This is a genomic window from Pseudomonas sp. GV047 (assembly GCF_003058245.1).
In the GTDB taxonomy this organism is placed as follows: domain Bacteria; phylum Pseudomonadota; class Gammaproteobacteria; order Pseudomonadales; family Pseudomonadaceae; genus Aquipseudomonas; species Aquipseudomonas marginalis.
On record NZ_QCWA01000012.1, the window covers coordinates 48,906 to 65,607 of the forward strand.

Consider the following 16,702-nt stretch of genomic DNA (forward strand, 5'->3'; position numbering starts at 1 on the left):
GAGCACTCTCCCGTTAAACGAATCGGCAGGCAATCGAACCCAGCATGTCGTAGTCGACATGGAAGGTATCGCCAGGGTTGGCCGCCACCGGGCGGGTGAAGGAGCCACCCAGGATGATTTGTCCGGGTTGCAGGGTGACGTCATAGGCGGCCAGTTTATTCGCGAGCCAGGCCACGCCCTTGGCCGGGTGATTGAGCACGGCGGCGGAGACGCCGGACTCTTCGATCACGCCATTGCGGTAGAGCACCGCGGGCACCTTGCGCAAGTCGATCTCGGTGGGCCGCACGGCCCGCCCGCCCATGACCACGCCGGCGTTGGCGGCGTTGTCGGAGATGGTGTCGAACACCTTGCGGGTCGCCTTGGTGTGCGGGTCGACCTGCTGGATGCGCGCATCGATGATCTCCAGCGCGGGGATCACCCATTCAGTGGCGTCGAGCACGTCGAACACCGTCACGTTCGGGCCTTTCAGCGGTTTGCCCAGGATAAACGCCAGCTCCACCTCGACGCGCGGCACGATAAAGCGCTCGAAGGGGATGTCGGTGCCTTCATCGAAGAACATGTCGTCCAGCAACGCGCCGTAATCCGGCTCGGTGATATTGGACGAGACCTGCATGGCCCGGGAGGTCAGGCCGATCTTGTGGCCGACCAGCTTGCGCCCGTCCCTGATTTTCTGTTCCACCCAGGCGCGCTGGATGGCGTAGGCGTCTTCGAGGGTGATCGCCGGGTGATCGAGGGAAAACTGACGCACCTGTTCGCGTGAACGTTCGGCCTGGTCGAGGCGCGCGGCGGCTTGCAAAATGAGCGATTGATCAAGCATGGCAAGAGTCTCTTATTGAGGGTTGACGATGGCCGCCCGTGTGCGCAGCACCAGCAGGCCACCGAGAGCAATCAGCAGCGCCAGGACGTACAGGGCCAGGCTGGCGCTCTGGGTGGTGTCGCGCATCCAGCCGATCAGGTAGGGCGCGAAGAATGACGCGATGCTGCCGAACGAGCTGATCAGGGCGATCCCGGCGGCCTGGGTGTTATTGGAGAGGAACGCGGGAGGCAGTTGCCAGAACATCGGCAACGCCGCGCTGGCGCCCATGCCGGCGACGATCAGGCCACCCAGCACCACGGCCGGGTTGGCGGGGGCGAGCCCGGCGATGGCGATGCCCACGGCCGACATCAGCAAGGGCACGCACAGGTGCCAGCGGCGTTCACGCTGGCGGTCGGACGAGCGCCCGCAGCCGATCATGAAAAAACACCCGGCCAGGTACGGCACCGCACTGAGCAGGCCGACCTTGCCGTCGCTGCCGATGCCGGCGCCGTGGATCAGCGTCGGCATCCAGAACGCCAGGGTGTTGACCGCCAGCATCACCGCGAAGTACACCGCCACCAGCAGCCACACCTGTGGGTTGCTGAGAATGGCGGAAAACGAGGTGATGGATTTGCGGTGTTCTTCCCGGTGCAGTTGCTCGCGCAGGTGTTGCTTCTGTTCCGGCGCCAGCCACTTGACCGTCTCGAAGCTGTCCGGCAGGCACTTGAGCACCACCAGCCCGAGCAGAATCACGGGGGCGCCTTCGATGACGAACATCCATTGCCAGCCGCGCAGGCCGCCCAGGTCGTGGAAGTGTTCAAGGATGCCGCCGGACAGCGGGCCGCCGATTACCCCGGCCATCGGCACCGCGATGGCAAACAGGGCGGTGACTTGCGCGCGACGCCCGGCCGGGTACCAGCGGTTCAGAAACACCAGGATGCCCGGGAAGAAACCGGCCTCGGCCACCCCCAGCAAAAAGCGCAGCACATAGAAGCCCATGGCGCTGTCGATCAGGAACATGCAGGTCGACAGCACGCCCCACACCACCATCAGCGTGGCAATCCACCGCCTTGGGCCGACACGGTCCAGGGCCATGTTGCTGGGGACGCCGAACAGCGCGTAGGCCACGAAGAACAGGCCGGCGCCGAAGCCATAGACCGTGTCGCTGAAGTTCAAGTCCGCGCTCATCTGCATCTTGGCGAAGCCGATGTTGATGCGGTCGAGATGGGCGAAGAGGTAGCAGACCAGCAACAGCGGCATCAGCCGCCAGGTGATGGTGCTGTGAGTACGGTCGCGTGCGACCTGGCCGAGGTTGTCGGCGGTATGGGCTGTGCTCATGGTCTTATACTTTTTATCTGAGAGGCCGAGGGTGTGAACGGGCAGGGCGCCTTAACCGACCTGCGCCTTGAGGAACGCATGCACGTTGTTCTGCTTGAAATTGAGCTGCTCGTGCAGTTCGAGCATTTCAAACGACAAGGCCAGCAGGCGCTGGGCCTGAAGCGCGGCGAAGTGCTCGGTGATGACCTCGAACAGGCGCTCGGCGACTTGCTGGCGGGTGGCCAGGTCGCGGCCATGGCCGACCTTCAACGTCATGTGCACGAACGCGTAGTCATGCTTGCCGTCGGCCATGCGCCAGGTGTCCAGGCGCACGCCACGGCTGCGGATGCCGCCCAGGGGAAACACGCCGCTGTCGCCCAGGCTGGCGTGGACTTTTTCAAACAGGCCCGGCAGGTCTGCCTGCTGTTCGATGTTGTCGGTGTATTCAGCGATGAAGTGGGGCATGAACGGCTCCTTCAGGCCGCGCGGGGATGCCGCGCGGCCATGCGGTCAAACAGGGAAAATGGCGTTGATCTGCCCGGTGCCCGAGCTGCCGAAGGGTTCGGTGATGATCTCGGCCGGCTTGTCGTAGTCCGGCCCGCCGAGCAAACCGAGAAGCATGGCGGTGTCGTGCATCTTGCCTTCGCCAAAGCAATGCTCGGCGTAGTCCGGGAGCATGGCGCAGAACTCTTTCCAGCGGCCCTGGCGCCACAGTTCCACCACATGCAGGTCGACCTGTTTGTCGAATTCGCGCGTCCAGTTATGGATATTGGCTTCGGCATTGCGGTCGTCGGAGAAGCGGTGCGACAGCGAACCCGAGGCCAGCACCACGACTTTGCGATCGCTCTTCTCGATGGCCCGGCGCACGGCGGCGCCGAAGGTGAAGCTGTCTTGCAGGCGATGCCAGGCACACCAGGCGGCAATCGAAACGACGTTGAAGCTCTGCTCGTCCGGTACGCCCATGTGCATGTAGCGCATCGGCACCAGGGTGCCGTACTCCAGCTCCAGGCTCGGGATGTTGTGGGCCAGGGTACGCACGTCGGCGGCGTTGGCCTCGGCGGCGATCAGTTCGCCCAGCTCCGGGCAGCCGGGGTATTCGTAGGCCATGTTCTTGATGAAGTGCGGCAGTTCGTTACTGGTGTAGATGCCCTTGAAGTGCTCGCCGCTGTTGACGTGATAGGCGCTGTTGACCAGCCAGTGCACGTCGAACACCACGGCGGTATCGGCGCCCAGCTCGCGGGCGCGCCGACCGATTTCCTTGTGCCCGGCAATCGCCGCTTCGCGGCAGCCGTGGTGCTTGCCAGGCAGCTCCGACAAATACATCGAGGGTACGTGGCAGATTTTCGCCGCCAGGACGACTTCGCCCATGATGATGCTCCTGAAATTGTTGTTGTCATCGGGGGACTGGTGTTGCTCAGACGCCCCAACGTGGAATGTGATGGCTGCCCATCGAGATACACACGTTCTTGATCTCGGCGAACACTTCGAAGCTGTACTGGCCGCCTTCACGGCCGGTGCCGGAGCCCTTCACGCCGCCGAACGGTTGGCGCAGGTCGCGCACGTTCTGGCTGTTGATGAACACCATGCCCGCTTCGATGCCATAGGCCAGACGATGCGCCTTGCCGATGTCCTGGGTCCAGATGTAAGACGCCAGGCCGTACTCGGTGGCGTTGGCCAGTTGCAAGGCTTCGGCTTCGTCTTTGAACGGAATCAGGCACACCACGGGGCCGAAGATCTCTTCCTGGGCGATACGCATGGAGTTGTTCACGTCAGCGAACACCGTGGGCTGGATGAACTGGCCCTTGCTCAGATGCGCCGCCAGGTTGGCCGGGCGCTCGAGGCCACCGGCGAGGAGAGTGGCGCCTTCTTCGAGACCGATCTTGATGTAGCCGGTGACCTTGTCGTAGTGGGCCTGAGTGATCATCGAGCCGACCTGGGTCTTCGGGTCTTGCGGGTCGCCGACGATCAGGCGTTTGGCGCGCGCGGCAAACTCGGCGACGAACTGCGGGTACACGCTTTCCTGGATAAAGATCCGGCTGCCGGCGGTGCAGCGTTCGCCGTTGAGCGAGAAGATGGTGAACAGCGCGGCGTCGAGGGCGCGTTTCAGGTCGGCATCTTCGAAGATCAGCACCGGCGACTTGCCGCCCAGTTCCATGGAGTACTTCTTCAGCCCGGCGGTCTGCATGATTTTCTTGCCGGTGGCAGTGCCGCCGGTGAAGGAAATCGCGCGGACATCGGGGTGACGCACCAGGGCATCGCCGGCGGTCGCGCCGTAACCCTGGATGACATTGAGCACGCCTTTTGGAATCCCGGCCTCCACCGCCAGGCGCCCCAGTTCGTTGGCGGTCAGCGGCGACAGCTCGGACATCTTCAGCACGGCGGTATTGCCCAGGGCCAGGCACGGCGCGGTTTTCCAGGTGGCGGTCATGAACGGCACGTTCCACGGCGACACCAGCGCGCAGACACCCACCGGCTGATACAGGGTGTAGTTGAGCATCTGGTCATCGACCGGGTAGCTGTGGCCGTCCATGCGCGTGCAGACTTCGGCGAAAAAATCGAAGTTGTGCGAGGCGCGGGGAATCAACACGTTTTTGGTCTGGTGAATCGGCAGGCCGGTGTCGAGGGTTTCCAGTTCGGCCAGGTGCGGCACGTTCTGTTCGATCAGTTCGCCGAGCTTGCGCATCAAGCGCGCCCGTTCCTTGGCCGGGGTGCCGGCCCATTTCGGGAAGGCTTCCTTGGCCGCCGCCACGGCTTGCGCGACTTCCTCGGCGCCGCCGCTGGCGACTTCTCCGATGGCTTCGCCGGTGGCCGGGTTGTAGTTGACGAACACGTCTTTGCTTTCGACCTCACGGCCGTTGATCCAATGTTTGATCATGCTGCTCAAGCCTCTTTACGGGCGCTGAAGAACGCCGCTTCGCTGACAATTCGGTTAACCAGGCGGCCTACGCCTTCGACTTCCACAATCACTTCATCGCCCGGCACGACGTCCGCCAGGCCTTCGGGCGTGCCGGTGGCGATCATGTCGCCGGGTTGCAGGGTCATGAAGCTGGACAGGTATTCGATCAGGTAGGGAATGTCGAAAATCATGTCCCTGGTGCTGCCTTCCTGGCGCAACTCGCCGTTGATCCAGGTGCGCAGTTTCAGGTTGCTCGGGTCCGGCACATCGGCCACATCGACGATCCATGGGCCGACGGGCGTGGTGGCGTCGCGGTTTTTCACGCGCAGGTTGGGCCGGTAGTAGTTTTCCAGGTAGTCGCGAATCGCGTAGTCGTTGCACACCGTGTAGCCCGCCAGGTAATCCAGGGCGTCTTCGCGCTTGACGTTGCGCGCCGGCTTGCCGATGACGGCCACCAGCTCGCACTCGTAGTGCATGTAGGCGACGTTATCCGGGCGCCAGGTCACCTGGTTGTGGCCGGTGTAGGTGCCCACGGACTTGATGAAGGCCAGGGGTTCGGTCGGCGGCTTGAACGCCAGTTCAGCGGCGTGGTCGGCATAGTTCAGGCCCAGGGCGAACATGCTGCCGGTGGCCGGTGGCAGCCATTGCACCTGGTCTTCGGCCAGCAGGCGGCCGTCGGCCAGGCGCACGGCGTTTTCAGCTTCGACCTGTACCGAATGGACTTCACCTTCAAAGCGAATACGGGCGTGTTTCATGGGAGCTCCTCTGCCTTGATGTGGTTGACCAGGCGGCCGAGGCCACTGATCTCGACCTCCACGGTGTCGCCTGGCTGCACATCCACCCGGCCTTCGGGCGTGCCGGTGATCAGCACATCGCCCGCGTGCAGGGTCATGAATTCGCTGATCTCGGCGATCAGCAATGGAATATTGCGCACGAAGTTGGCCGTGGTGTTGTGCTGGCGAACCTCGCCGTTGACGTACAGCGTGATCGCGAGATTGTGCGGGTTCGACACCTGTGCGGTGGGTATCAGCTCGGGCCCGATGGCGCAGAACCCATCGCGGCATTTGGCTTTGACGGCGGGGCGGTAGTAGCTGTCTTCCGGCAGGCTGAACTCATTGACGAGGGTGTAGCCGGCCACGTAGTCGAGGGCTTCGGCCGCGCTGACGCGACTGGCGCTCTTGCCCATCACCACCCCCAATGCCGGCCCAGGTTGCAGGCGCTCGCCCTGGCCGGGATGCACCACCTCGGCGCCGTGCTGGTTGCGGGTGTTGGGCGTCTTGATGAACAGCACCGGCTTGACCGGCGGTTTCTGGTACGGCGGCTGTTCGAATTCGGCGAGGCGCTGCTTGAGCAACCCCTGGTAGTTCAGCGCGACACCGAAAAGGGTGCCGGTCGCGATGTCATGCAAGGCACGGCTCATGGGTTCTCCTGGCAGGGCCATGGCGGCCTTGCATTTAGTTAATGTGTTAACAGTTATAATTAAGATGTTAACTATCGTCAAGGGTGTAGACTGTCCACGGGGTGCTTGCAGGGTGAGCACCGCTGCATCAGGGCAATCACAATAAAAACGAGTAGCGTGCGATGAGCGACCGTCAACCCATCCCGAACATCAACATTGGCCAGGTGTACGACCAGCGCTACAGCGACGCCGAAGTCCATTACGACAAGCTGGCCAACCTGGCGGATTTCTTCGGGCGCAACATGCCCGTTCACCGGCATGACCGGTTCTTCCAGGTTCACTACGTAAAAAGCGGCACCGTGCGCGTGTACCTGGACGACCAGCAATACGTCGAGTCCGGGCCGATGTTCTTCCTCACGCCACCCACGGTGCCGCACTCGTTTGTGACCGAAGCCGACAGTGACGGGCATGTGCTGACGGTGCGTCAGCAACTGGTGTGGCAACTGATCGAAGCCGACGCCAGCCTGGCGCCGGCCGGTGTGCAATTGCCGGCCGCGTGTGTCGCCCTGACGCAGTTGGCGCCGCAATACGCGGGCGATATCCGCCGCCTGGATTATCTGTTCGAGGAACTGCGCGAAGAGGTAAAAGCCCAGCGTTCCGGGCGCAGCGCAGCCCTGGACAGCCTGACGCGGTTGATCATGATCAGCCTGTTGCGGCTGTGTTCGAACTCGTTGAAAGCCACGCCCGCCCGTCACGAAGACTTGAAAATCTTCCACCGCTTCAACGAGCTGATCGAAGCGCACTACCAGCAACACTGGCCGTTGTCGCGGTATGCCCAGGGCATTGGGGTGACAGAAGCACGGCTCAATGATGTGTGCCGGCGCATTGCCGACCTGCCGTCCAAGCGCCTGATCCTGGAGCGCCTGATGCAGGAAGCCAAGCGCCTGCTGCTGTTTACCGGCAGCTCGGCCAACGAGATCTGCTATCAGCTGGGGTTCAAGGACCCAGCCTATTTCAGCCGTTTTTTCCAGCGTTACGCCCAGCTCACTCCGGGGGAGTACCGCCAGCGCCAATCGGGATTGCGTTGAGCCAGGCATAAGGGAGGTCTTGTTGATCTTGTGCGGATCATCATGAGCATCGCCGCGGTGCAACAGAATGGCTTTTACGCCGAACCGATTGTACTTTTCACAGCCCCCAGGCTGCTTGCAGCGGTTGGCCGGCGACACTAAGCTGCCGACTCGCCCATCCAATTGGTGCCGATATGGCCAACCCCAGACCTTCGCTGACCCTGACCCTGCTGCAAGCCCGTGAAGCCGCAATGGCGTTCTTCCGCCCGGCACTGAACAAGCATGCCCTGACCGAGCAACAGTGGCGGGTCATTCGGATCCTGCGCCAGCAGGGCGAACTCGAAAGCCACCAGCTCGCCCAGCAGGCCTGCATCCTGAAACCGAGCATGACCGGAGTGTTGACCCGCCTGGAGCGCGACGGCCTGGTGCGCCGGCAGAAGTCCAGCCAGGATCAGCGCCGGGTGTTCGTGGGCCTCACCGAGCGCGGCCAGCAGTGTTTCGTCTCCATGAGCGAGGGCATGGAAAGCAACTACCAGAAAATCGAAGCGCAGTTTGGCGCGGAGAAAATGCAGCAGTTGCTGGACTTGCTCAATGAGCTGAAAAACATCAAGCCTTGAAGGTGAAAAAATTCATTAACAGGTGAACGTATTTGCCCGAGGCTGGCATCGCCGGCGCACATCCTCACTATCCATTTTCGGCACACATGCACGCGCTGCCCCGGGTTCGGAATGGAACTTGCGTGCGATACGACCTGTAAGCCTTGCAACTGAAAAAGGTTAGGTCAATGAACAATAATAATGTGCAGATGCCTGCGGCCTCGGTGGTGCTTCCACCGGCGTTACCCCTCCAGCGTTTCCTGACCAGCGACATCGACGAGCACGCTCGCAATATGGGCGGCTGGCAGGTTCGCTACGATCAGTTGTCACCTGGCTCCTTTGCCGGTGAGTTGCTGGAGTTCCGCTCGGACTGGATGCAACTGGTGCGCGACCGCTCTAATCAGGCCATGGTCAAGAGTGGTGTGGCCTGGAAAGGTGCGATCACCTTCAGCATTCCCTTGAGTGCCGACGGCCCGGTGTATTGCTCGGGGCATCCGATCCACGAGCCCAGCCTGTTGGTGGCCCACGGTGAAAACCTGCCCGAGCTGCACACTCCACAGCACTTGGACCTGCTCGGCGTGGCCATCGAAGAGCACGCCCTGGAACATGTGCTGGAGTGCCAGGGCATTCAGTTTCGAATTACCGATCTTCCCAGGTGTTACCGCTTGGGTGATTCACCCGTGCAACGTGACCTCGCGGCGTTGTTCGACGAGCTGGCGGGCTGCGATGCCGTGCTCGGGCATGACTCGATCCGCCGCGGCATCCGCGATGCGGTGATGCTGCATATGCTGGAGTTGATCGCCCCGGACCAGGCGCCACCCCTCAACCCCACGGCGCGCAAAAGGATGGTCGATCGCGCCCGCGAATATGCATTGAGTCACCTCGACGAGCCGCTGTCGATCCTCGACCTGTGCAACCACATCGGCGCCAGCCGGCGCAAACTCCAGTACTGTTTTCAGGAGACGCTGGGCATCAACCCGGTGGCCTATCTGCGGGCACTGCGCCTCAATGCGGTGCGCCGCGAACTGCGAACCAGCACCCAAGCCCACGGCGTACAGGAAGTGGCGGCGCGCTGGGGCTTCTGGCATTTGAGCCGGTTCGCAAGCGATTACCGCACCATGTTCGGCGAAAGCCCTTCCCAGACCCTGCGTCGCACGCAACTCTGCTGAAAACGGATAACCGCCTCACTCTGCGCGTTACTAGGATGGCCCACACCACTTGATGGGAGGGGCATTCGATGATTCACCACAATAATGCAAGCGCCACACGCATGACGCTGTTCACCCTGGGGCTGCTGGGTTGCTGCGCCGGTGTCCAGGCCACCGAGAACGGTGCGCCGACCACCGCTGTCGGCGTGTACGATTTCGGCGCGGGGATGATGCCGCCGGCCACGCCGTTCGGGACCGTGGGACTGCGCACGGCGTTTTACTCGGCCAATGTGCAGAAGGACCGTAACGGTCGCTCCGTCGACAACCACTTCTCACTGGATGTGTTGTCCATCGGCGTCGCCTACATGCGCATGACCGATCACACGGTGCTGGGCGCCAACTATGGTTTCGGGGTGGTGGTACCGTTCTTCAAGATGGACGCTTCCGTCAAGGTACCGACCCCGGCCGGCCCGCTGAGCCTGGAGGCCGATCCGTTTCGAATGGCCGACATGCAGTTTCTGCCGGTGATCCTGCAATGGAACCTGTCGCCGAACCTGTTTATCAACACGCAACTGCAGATCCAGGCGCCCACCGGTGACTACGACAAGAATCGTTTGATTTCCCCAGGGCTCAATCACTGGACGTTCTCGCCGATCGTCAACGCCACCTACATCACCGACAGTGGCTTCGAGGTTTCCTCAAGCGTTGAGGTGGACGTCAATACCCGCAACCCCGCGACCGACTACAAGAACGGTGTCGAATACCGCCACGAATTTGCCGTGGGCCAGCATGTAGGGCCGTGGACCCTGGGCCTGGGTGGTTACTACTACCGCCAGTTCAGCGATGACGACGCCCCGGGGTTGCAATCGGGCAACCGGGCGCGGGTGCTGGCTGTCGGGCCGGCCGTGAGTTACTTCAAGCCCGGCCTGCCGCCCATTTGGCTGCACGCCTACAAGGAAACCGATGCCCGCAACCGTGCCGAGGGTTACACCGTGGCACTGCGCATTTCTCAAAGTTTCTAAGGGGCTGGCCATGAACTCATCACATTCCGATTCCCCCTCGCCGCGGCAAGCCACCGGGCGCCGTGAAGGGCTGGTGCTGATGTTGGGCAGCAGCCTGACCATCATGGGCGCGGCCATGGTCGCGCCGATCCTGCCCAAGCTGGGCGCCGAGTTCGGTGCACTGGAACCGCGCGCCGACCTGCTGGTGCCCTTGGCGGTCACCGGGCCGGCACTCGCGATTGCGCTGTGCGCGCCCCTGGCCGGCTGGTTGGCCGACCGGGTCGGGCGCAAGGCGTTGCTGATAATCGCCACGCTGTTGTATGCCGTGCTCGGGGCCATCCCGGCGCTGCTGGATAACTTGCCCGCCATCGTCGCTGTACGCCTGCTGTTCGGCGCGGCGGAGGCGGCGGTGATGACCTGTTGCGCGACGCTGATTGCCGACTATTGGCACGGCGAGGAACGGCTGCGCTACATCAATCGGCAAGTGGTCACCATCGGTTTGGTCGGCTCGCTGTTCTATGTCGTGGGCGGCGCGTTGGGCGAACACTCCTGGCGTCTGCCATTCCTGCTGTACCTGCTGCCACTGCTGTTGGTGCCGATGATGATCAAGGTGCTGTGGGAACCCGCCGCCGCTCGCCAGCCCGTCGAGGTGGCTGAACAGGGCAGGGTGGCCGTGCTGCCGTTGGTGCTCGGTTATCTGCTGATCCTCAGTGGGATGGTGCTGAGTTTTATCGTGCCGATCCAGGCGCCGGTTTTACTCGTCAGCCTCGGCATCACTTCAAGCACGATGATCGGGCTGTCGGCGGGGGGCAGTCTGCTGGCGACCCTGGGCGGTTCGTTAGCCTGGCCGCTGCTGCGCCGGCGCATCGGTATCCCCGGTTGCAATGCGCTGTTGCTGAGCCTGCTGGGCTTGGGGTTGTGGCTGCTGATGCGCGCACCGAGCTACAGCATGGTGCTGGTGGCCGTGCTGATCCATGGCCTGGGCGCCGGGCTGCTGGTGCCCAACGCGATGGCGCCGGTGATGAATGCCCTGAGCGCGAAAACCCGCGGGCGCGGCTTGGGCGGGTTCACGGCGTTTCTGTATTTCGGTCAATTTGTCAGCCCGCTGGTGGTGGCCGTGCTCAGCGTTTACTCGGGTGACGTGCGTCGTTCAATCCTGTGGCTGGCCTGCGCCAGTTTTGCCTCGGCCCTGGCCTGGGCACTGGCAGGCCTGCAAGCACGGCGCAAAGCGCTGACCCAGGCATTCGGATCAAGTCATTCGTAATCAAGAGGAGATAGGCATGGACATCCACAACCTGCTGGACAGCGAAGACGCCACCGGTTTGGCCGAATGGGTCAGGCGCGGTGAGGTGCAGCCCGGCGAACTGCTGGAAGCGGTGATCGAGCGTATCGAACGGGTCGAACCGCAGCTGAATGCGGTGGCCGAGCGGCTTTACGATTCGGCCCGCCAGTCGGTACGCGCGTCGCGCCCCGGCCCCGGTGTGTTTGCCGGGGTACCGACCCTGATCAAGGATCTGTTTTCGCCGGTCAACGGCGCGGCGATGACCCATGGCTCGCAGGCGTTGGGAGGCGCTCGCGCTGACTTTGACGCCGAACACGTAAGCCGTATCCGCCGTGCCGGGTGCGTGATTGTCGGTACCAGCACCTCACCCGAATTCGGCACCTCGTATTCCACCGAGTCGAACCGCTTTGGCGCCACGCGCAACCCCTGGAATATCGGCCACAGTGCCGGCGGTTCCAGCGGCGGCGCGGCAGCCTTGGTGGCGGCGCGCGTCGTACCGTTTGCCCATGGCAACGATGGCGGCGGTTCCTTGCGTGTGCCGGCGTCCTGCTGTGGGGTGTTCGGCCTCAAGCCCAGCCGTGGGCTGTTGCCTTCCGGGCCGATGATCGGCGAGGGCTGGGCCGGCATGGGCAGCCCCCATGCGATTACCTTGTCGGTACGTGACAGCGCCGCGCTGCTGGATGCCACGGCCGGGATCGACCTGGGCGCACCTTATGCCGCGCCGCTGCAGGCGCAGCCCTATGTCACCGCGCTGCAGCAGGACCCTCGGCCGCTGCGGATCGCCCTGGTCGAGCAGCTCGGGCCTTGGCCGACCTCCGGCGAAAGTGTGCAAGCCGTACGCCAGGCCGCCAGGTTGTGCGAATCCCTGGGCCACCGCGTTGAACCGGTCAATTTGCCGGTGGCGCTGCCGGCATTTCTCGATCAGGTCTTCACCATCATCGGTGCAAGCACGCGTCACTACGTCGATGTGTTGGGGCAGATGCGCGGTTTCGCCGTACAGCCTGAGGAGCTGGAAGCCCGCACCCGCATTATCCTGCGCTGCAAAGGGGCTGTCAGCGGTGCGCAGTACGCCGGTGCCGTGGAATGGATTCATGCCTTGGGCCGGCAGTTGGCGGTGTTCATGCAGGATTACGACCTGATCCTCACGCCGACCCTGGCCCGCGAGCCGGTGCCGATCGGGGAGCTGGACCTGCAAGACGATCGCTTGAGCCTGGAGGAACTGATCGAACGGTTCCACAGCTACTCACCGTTCACGGCGCTGTTCAATGCCAGCGGGCAACCGGCAATGTCGGTGCCGTTGCACTGGAGCGCTGCCGGCCTGCCGATGGGCGCCCACTTCGCCGCTCGCTTTGGCGAAGAAAGTACCCTGCTGGCCCTTGCGGGGCAGCTGGAGCGGGCCCAGCCCTGGCGCGGCCGGGTTCCGCCGGTCAACGCCTGTCGGTTGTGAGCCTCTGAGGGCTTCTGCATCGGGCGGGTGGACCGACCTGCCTGATGCAAAACGCCTTCTGGTCATTCAGCCGCGAATCGCTGCCGTTTTATCCGGTACATATCACCGTCCGCATGGCTGAGCAGGGTATCGGCATCTTCCCCGTCCTGGGGATAAACCGCCACGCCGATGCTGCAGGACGGCATCTTCACCCCACCAAACTCGGGCCCCAGCGGCTCGGCCATGACCACGAGTATCTGCACCACCCTGGCAGAAATAGCCTCCCGCGACGGGATGTCGGTCAACAGCACCGTGAACTCATCACCGCCCATCCGCGCCACCAGGTCGCTGTCGAGTACGCAGCGTTCCAGGCGTCGGGCAATCGCACACAGCACGCGATCGCCCATGGCATGGCCATGCACATCGTTGATGCCCTTGAAGTCATTGATGTCCAGGAACAGCAATGCCAGGCCGCGGTTGTGGGACTGCGCACTGTGCAGGGCCTGGTCCAGCCGATCATTGAACAGTGAGCGGTTGGTCAGGCCCGTCAGCGGATCATGGTGGGCAAGGAAGCGCAGTTCTTCTTCGGCCTGGGTGAGCGCCGTCACGTCCCGTGCGACGCCGATGCGCGCGCCCACCTCTTTGGACCAGAAGGCCGCCCACAGGATGTGCACCACGCTGCCGTCCTTGCGTATGTAGCGGTTGCGAAAGTCGACATGGGAGTGGCCATTCATGACCCGCACAATCGAGGCTCGGGTGCGCGCCAGGTCTTCCGGGTGCATGTATTGGGTGATCAGGGTGCCGACCAGTTCGTCGGCACGGTAGCCGAGCAGGGCCTCGCAGCCATCGCTGACGAAGACAATCTGGCTGTCGCCGTCGACGACAAATACCGTATCCAGCATCAGGTGGATCAGTTTCGGGTACAGCGCTTGCAGGTCAACGGGCATGGGGCATCGGGCGTCCGGTTCATATCGGTCGATCATAGCCCGATCATGAGCTGGGGCGTCGAGCAATCCTGCACATTTTTTAGTCCGCTCGGCAGTTGCCGAGGGCGGTCTGGCAGGGGCTTTTCGCGTTGTGGGACGCGCTGGGAGCCACAGGGAGAGTTGTCGTACAACCGAATGCGCTATGATGCGCGTTCCTCCGCCAACCGAGATACCCGTTCTTGATGGACAACCCGAACGTCCAGCCCACCGTTCGCCGCCGGCACCGCAGCCTGGCCGAAGAACTGGTCACCGAGCTTTCCCGGCGCATCTGTTCCGGTGAGCTGCCGCGTGCCACCAAGCTGCCCACCGAATCCGAAGTGATGGCCGAACATGGGGTGAGCCGCACGGTGGTGCGCGAGGCCATTTCGCGCCTGCAGGCCTCGGGCCTGGTGGAAACCCGGCACGGCGTCGGCACCTTTGTGAAGGATATCCCGAGCCCCAGCGGGTTTCGCATCGACCCGGACAGCATCGTGACCTTGCAGGATGTGCTGGCCGTGCTGGAGTTGCGCATCAGCCTGGAGGTGGAGGCTGCCGGCCTGGCGTGCGTGGGGCGCACCGATGAGCAATTGCAGGTGATGCGCGACTCGCTGGATGCGCTCAACTCACGGGCGGTGAGTGCCGACTACGCGGTGTCGGCAGACTTTCAGTTCCATCAGCAGATCGCGCTGGCCACGGGCAATCGCTATTTCACCGACATCATGTTGCACCTGGGGCTCAACATCCTGCCGCGTACACGCCTGCACTCCAAACGCCTGGCCAACGCCAACAAGGAGCCCTTCCTGGAGCGCTTGAGCCGTGAGCATGAGGACATCTACAAAGCCATCCTGCGCCGTGACGCCGATGCGGCTCGGGCGGCGATGCGCCTGCACCTGTCCAACAGCCGCGAGCGTATGCGTCGGGCCTATGAAGCCGCCGCCGCCGAATTGTCGAACGGCCCGGCCGCGGTGAACGCGCCGCCCTGAAGCCGGCTGCCCGGTTCATCGGCCGGCGCTGGCGGTTGTTGCTCGACCTTGGCGCGAAACGCTTCCGAACTGTCCTTGGGCGCAAAGCCCAGGTGCTCGGTGTGCCGGGTGCTCCACCAGCGATCGCGATTGGCCGAGACGCCATACACCACACTGTGTCCCACATCCTTGGCCAGCAGGGCGCGCGCCACCAGGTGGTCCAGGTCGGTGTAGCTCAGCCAGGTCGACAGCATCCGCCGGTTGCGCGGCTCGGGGAACGACGAGCCGATGCGCAAGCTCACGGTTTCAATCCCATAGCGGTGAAAGTAGAACGCCGCCAGGTCTTCGCCGTAAGCCTTGGAGAGGGCGTAGTAGCCATCCGGACGGCGCGGTGAGTGCACGTCCAGTTCAACGTCCTGGGGATAGAAACCGGTGACGTGGTTGGAACTGGCAAACACAATCCGCTTGACCCCCTGCTGTCGCGCCGCCTCGTAAATGTGGAATGTGCCGCGAATATTGGCGTCGAGAATCTCCTCGAACGGCCGCTCCACGGAAATCCCGCCCAGGTGAACGATGGCGTCGACGCCGGTGACCAGTGCCGCCACGGCGGCCTTGTCGGCCAGGTTGCAGGTGATCACCTCGTCGTGCTCTCCACGGCTGGGGGCCATGGGGCTGATGTCCGATGCGCGGACGATGTCGGCATGGGCCTGCAAGGTGTTCCGCAGGATTTGCCCCAGGCCGCCGGCAGCGCCGGTGAGCAAGATGCGCGTGAAGGGTTTGGGTGGTGTGGTCATGGTCAGGTCTTCCATTGAAAGCTGGATGCAGGTGGCTTGCCTGTCGAGCGATGCGCACTCGCCAGGCAAGTCGTGGGGGCTTTACATGAAGTTGTACTGGATGCCCAGGCGCCACCGCGCCTGGCGGTCTTCGGACGTGGCGTTGACCTTCACATCACCAATCTCCATGAACGGGGCCCATTCCTTGTTGAGCTTGTATTTGACGATCAGGTTCTGTTCGTAATCGCTCTTCTTGTTGTCGTAGCGGATGTAGTCAGTCTTGAAGTAGATGAACTGATATTCATACGCCCACTTACTGGCCGGCGTGTAGCCGAGCCAGCCCTCGAAACGATGGGTGGTCTGGTCATCCTTGATGTGGTCGGGCAAGTCCTTGTTGACCTGGTCGCGGTCCAGCTTCTTGGCATCCAGGCGATAGCGCGTGGCGGCGTAGAAGGCGTCGTTGATCTTGTAGTTGTACTTGAGGCCGAACTTGTAGGTGGTCGAGTCTTTCGAGCTGTCCATCTGGAACGCCGGGGTCAACGTCGATTGCGCGCTGAGTTTGTAGTTGTAGCTCACGGTGAACTCGTGCCCGTTGTTGACCATGTTGTCGTAGGCGACGTCTTCACGGTCTCCGGCGGTGCGGTATTTCATTTCCGCTTCAAATCCCAGGCCACTGTCCAGGCGGTAGTTGAGCTTGATTCGGTCAGCGTGGGCGCTGTCCTCCTCGGTGAACTGGTGGCGGTAGTTGATGCTGGCGGAGTCAGCGCTGACATACAGCGGCAGGCCGAGGGTCAGGGCAGTAACGAGCGTGCGTAGGGTGGTGTTCATACGGTCTTCTTTTTTGTTTTTGTTAGGGTCGTTTGACGGTTGCTACGGCAGTGGGTTGTTGCGTATGGCTCTCATCTAAGGTGCCGACATACGTTATCGTACGACAAGATGACTCGTCTATGGGTTATTGATGGTTTTGAAACATCTCGAAATATATGTGCCCAGTGAATAGGGCTTTACAGCAATCCAGGTTATTCCTTGGTTGTCTTTAAAAATAAGGGTTTTGCCGGGATTTACTGAAAATGC

General features: G+C 62.7%; 17 protein-coding genes. 7 read left to right on the top strand and 10 right to left on the bottom strand.

Translation table 11 applies throughout. From position 1 onward, the window contains the following. Positions 1-13: 13 nt before the first annotated feature. From hpaH to C8K58_RS25540, 7 genes are read right to left on the bottom strand one after another with little or no spacing between them, the layout of a single operon-like run. Positions 14-817 carry a 2-oxo-hept-4-ene-1,7-dioate hydratase gene (gene hpaH / locus C8K58_RS25510; RefSeq protein WP_027603489.1) on the bottom strand — a complete coding sequence of 268 codons (804 nt, stop codon included), beginning with the start codon at positions 815-817 and terminating at the stop codon, positions 14-16. A 12-nt stretch (positions 818-829) separates the two neighbouring features. Continuing rightward, entirely contained in the window at positions 830-2,134 is a 1,305-nt protein-coding gene (locus C8K58_RS25515; protein WP_108574574.1) for an MFS transporter, read from the bottom strand. A 51-nt stretch (positions 2,135-2,185) separates the two neighbouring features. Then, positions 2,186-2,578 carry a 5-carboxymethyl-2-hydroxymuconate isomerase gene (locus tag C8K58_RS25520; protein WP_108574575.1) on the bottom strand — a complete coding sequence of 131 codons (393 nt, stop codon included), beginning with the start codon at positions 2,576-2,578 and terminating at the stop codon, positions 2,186-2,188. A 45-nt stretch (positions 2,579-2,623) separates the two neighbouring features. After that, on the bottom strand, positions 2,624-3,481 hold the full coding sequence (gene hpaD / locus C8K58_RS25525; protein ID WP_027603492.1) for a 3,4-dihydroxyphenylacetate 2,3-dioxygenase: 858 nt from the start codon (positions 3,479-3,481) through the stop codon (positions 2,624-2,626). Positions 3,482-3,527: 46 nt separating this feature from the next. Then, the gene (hpaE, locus tag C8K58_RS25530; protein ID WP_027603493.1) at positions 3,528-4,988 is read right to left on the bottom strand and encodes a 5-carboxymethyl-2-hydroxymuconate semialdehyde dehydrogenase; all 1,461 of its coding nucleotides are present in this window, start codon (positions 4,986-4,988) and stop codon (positions 3,528-3,530) included. Positions 4,989-4,993: 5 nt separating this feature from the next. Next, positions 4,994-5,764, bottom strand: coding sequence for a fumarylacetoacetate hydrolase family protein (locus C8K58_RS25535; protein WP_027603494.1), 771 nt, complete (start codon positions 5,762-5,764; stop codon positions 4,994-4,996). After that, positions 5,761-6,429 (bottom strand): fumarylacetoacetate hydrolase family protein, encoded by a 669-nt coding sequence (locus tag C8K58_RS25540; protein WP_065939659.1) that lies wholly within the window; start codon positions 6,427-6,429, stop codon positions 5,761-5,763. The genes C8K58_RS25535 and C8K58_RS25540 overlap by 4 nt, the downstream gene beginning before the upstream one ends. 161 nt (positions 6,430-6,590) lie before the next feature. Between C8K58_RS25540 and hpaA the strand changes: the two genes are divergently transcribed. The 6 genes from hpaA (at position 6,591) to C8K58_RS25570 (ending at position 12,949) form a co-directional block, all read left to right on the top strand. After that, complete coding sequence (hpaA, locus tag C8K58_RS25545; protein WP_027603496.1) at positions 6,591-7,496, top strand: 4-hydroxyphenylacetate catabolism regulatory protein HpaA; 906 nt, start codon at positions 6,591-6,593, stop codon at positions 7,494-7,496. Between the two features lie 173 nt (positions 7,497-7,669). Then, complete coding sequence (hpaR, locus tag C8K58_RS25550; protein WP_027603497.1) at positions 7,670-8,092, top strand: homoprotocatechuate degradation operon regulator HpaR; 423 nt, start codon at positions 7,670-7,672, stop codon at positions 8,090-8,092. A gap of 167 nt (positions 8,093-8,259) precedes the next feature. Further along, positions 8,260-9,240 carry a helix-turn-helix domain-containing protein gene (locus C8K58_RS25555; RefSeq protein WP_027603498.1) on the top strand — a complete coding sequence of 327 codons (981 nt, stop codon included), beginning with the start codon at positions 8,260-8,262 and terminating at the stop codon, positions 9,238-9,240. A gap of 68 nt (positions 9,241-9,308) precedes the next feature. Beyond that, entirely contained in the window at positions 9,309-10,241 is a 933-nt protein-coding gene (locus tag C8K58_RS25560) for a transporter (protein WP_027603499.1), read from the top strand. A 10-nt stretch (positions 10,242-10,251) separates the two neighbouring features. Further along, positions 10,252-11,484: an MFS transporter gene (locus tag C8K58_RS25565; RefSeq protein ID WP_027603500.1), complete on the top strand. Its 1,233-nt coding sequence runs from the start codon at positions 10,252-10,254 to the stop codon at positions 11,482-11,484. A gap of 16 nt (positions 11,485-11,500) precedes the next feature. Then, positions 11,501-12,949, top strand: coding sequence for an amidase (locus C8K58_RS25570; RefSeq protein ID WP_043293242.1), 1,449 nt, complete (start codon positions 11,501-11,503; stop codon positions 12,947-12,949). Positions 12,950-13,011: 62 nt separating this feature from the next. Here C8K58_RS25570 and C8K58_RS25575 read toward each other — a convergent pair whose 3' ends face one another. Next, positions 13,012-13,875: a sensor domain-containing diguanylate cyclase gene (locus C8K58_RS25575; RefSeq protein WP_027603502.1), complete on the bottom strand. Its 864-nt coding sequence runs from the start codon at positions 13,873-13,875 to the stop codon at positions 13,012-13,014. Between the two features lie 221 nt (positions 13,876-14,096). Between C8K58_RS25575 and C8K58_RS25580 the strand changes: the two genes are divergently transcribed. Continuing rightward, positions 14,097-14,876, top strand: a complete 780-nt coding sequence (locus C8K58_RS25580) for a FadR/GntR family transcriptional regulator (protein ID WP_027603503.1) — start codon at positions 14,097-14,099, stop codon at positions 14,874-14,876. On the opposite strand, the gene C8K58_RS25585 is transcribed toward C8K58_RS25580, so the two are convergent. Then, positions 14,816-15,649, bottom strand: a complete 834-nt coding sequence (locus C8K58_RS25585) for an NAD(P)-dependent oxidoreductase (RefSeq protein WP_108574610.1) — start codon at positions 15,647-15,649, stop codon at positions 14,816-14,818. The two genes, C8K58_RS25580 and C8K58_RS25585, sit on opposite strands and share 61 nt — an antisense overlap. A gap of 81 nt (positions 15,650-15,730) precedes the next feature. Further along, the gene (locus C8K58_RS25590; protein WP_027603505.1) at positions 15,731-16,456 is read right to left on the bottom strand and encodes an oligogalacturonate-specific porin KdgM family protein; all 726 of its coding nucleotides are present in this window, start codon (positions 16,454-16,456) and stop codon (positions 15,731-15,733) included. Between the last annotated feature and the right edge of the window lie 246 nt (positions 16,457-16,702).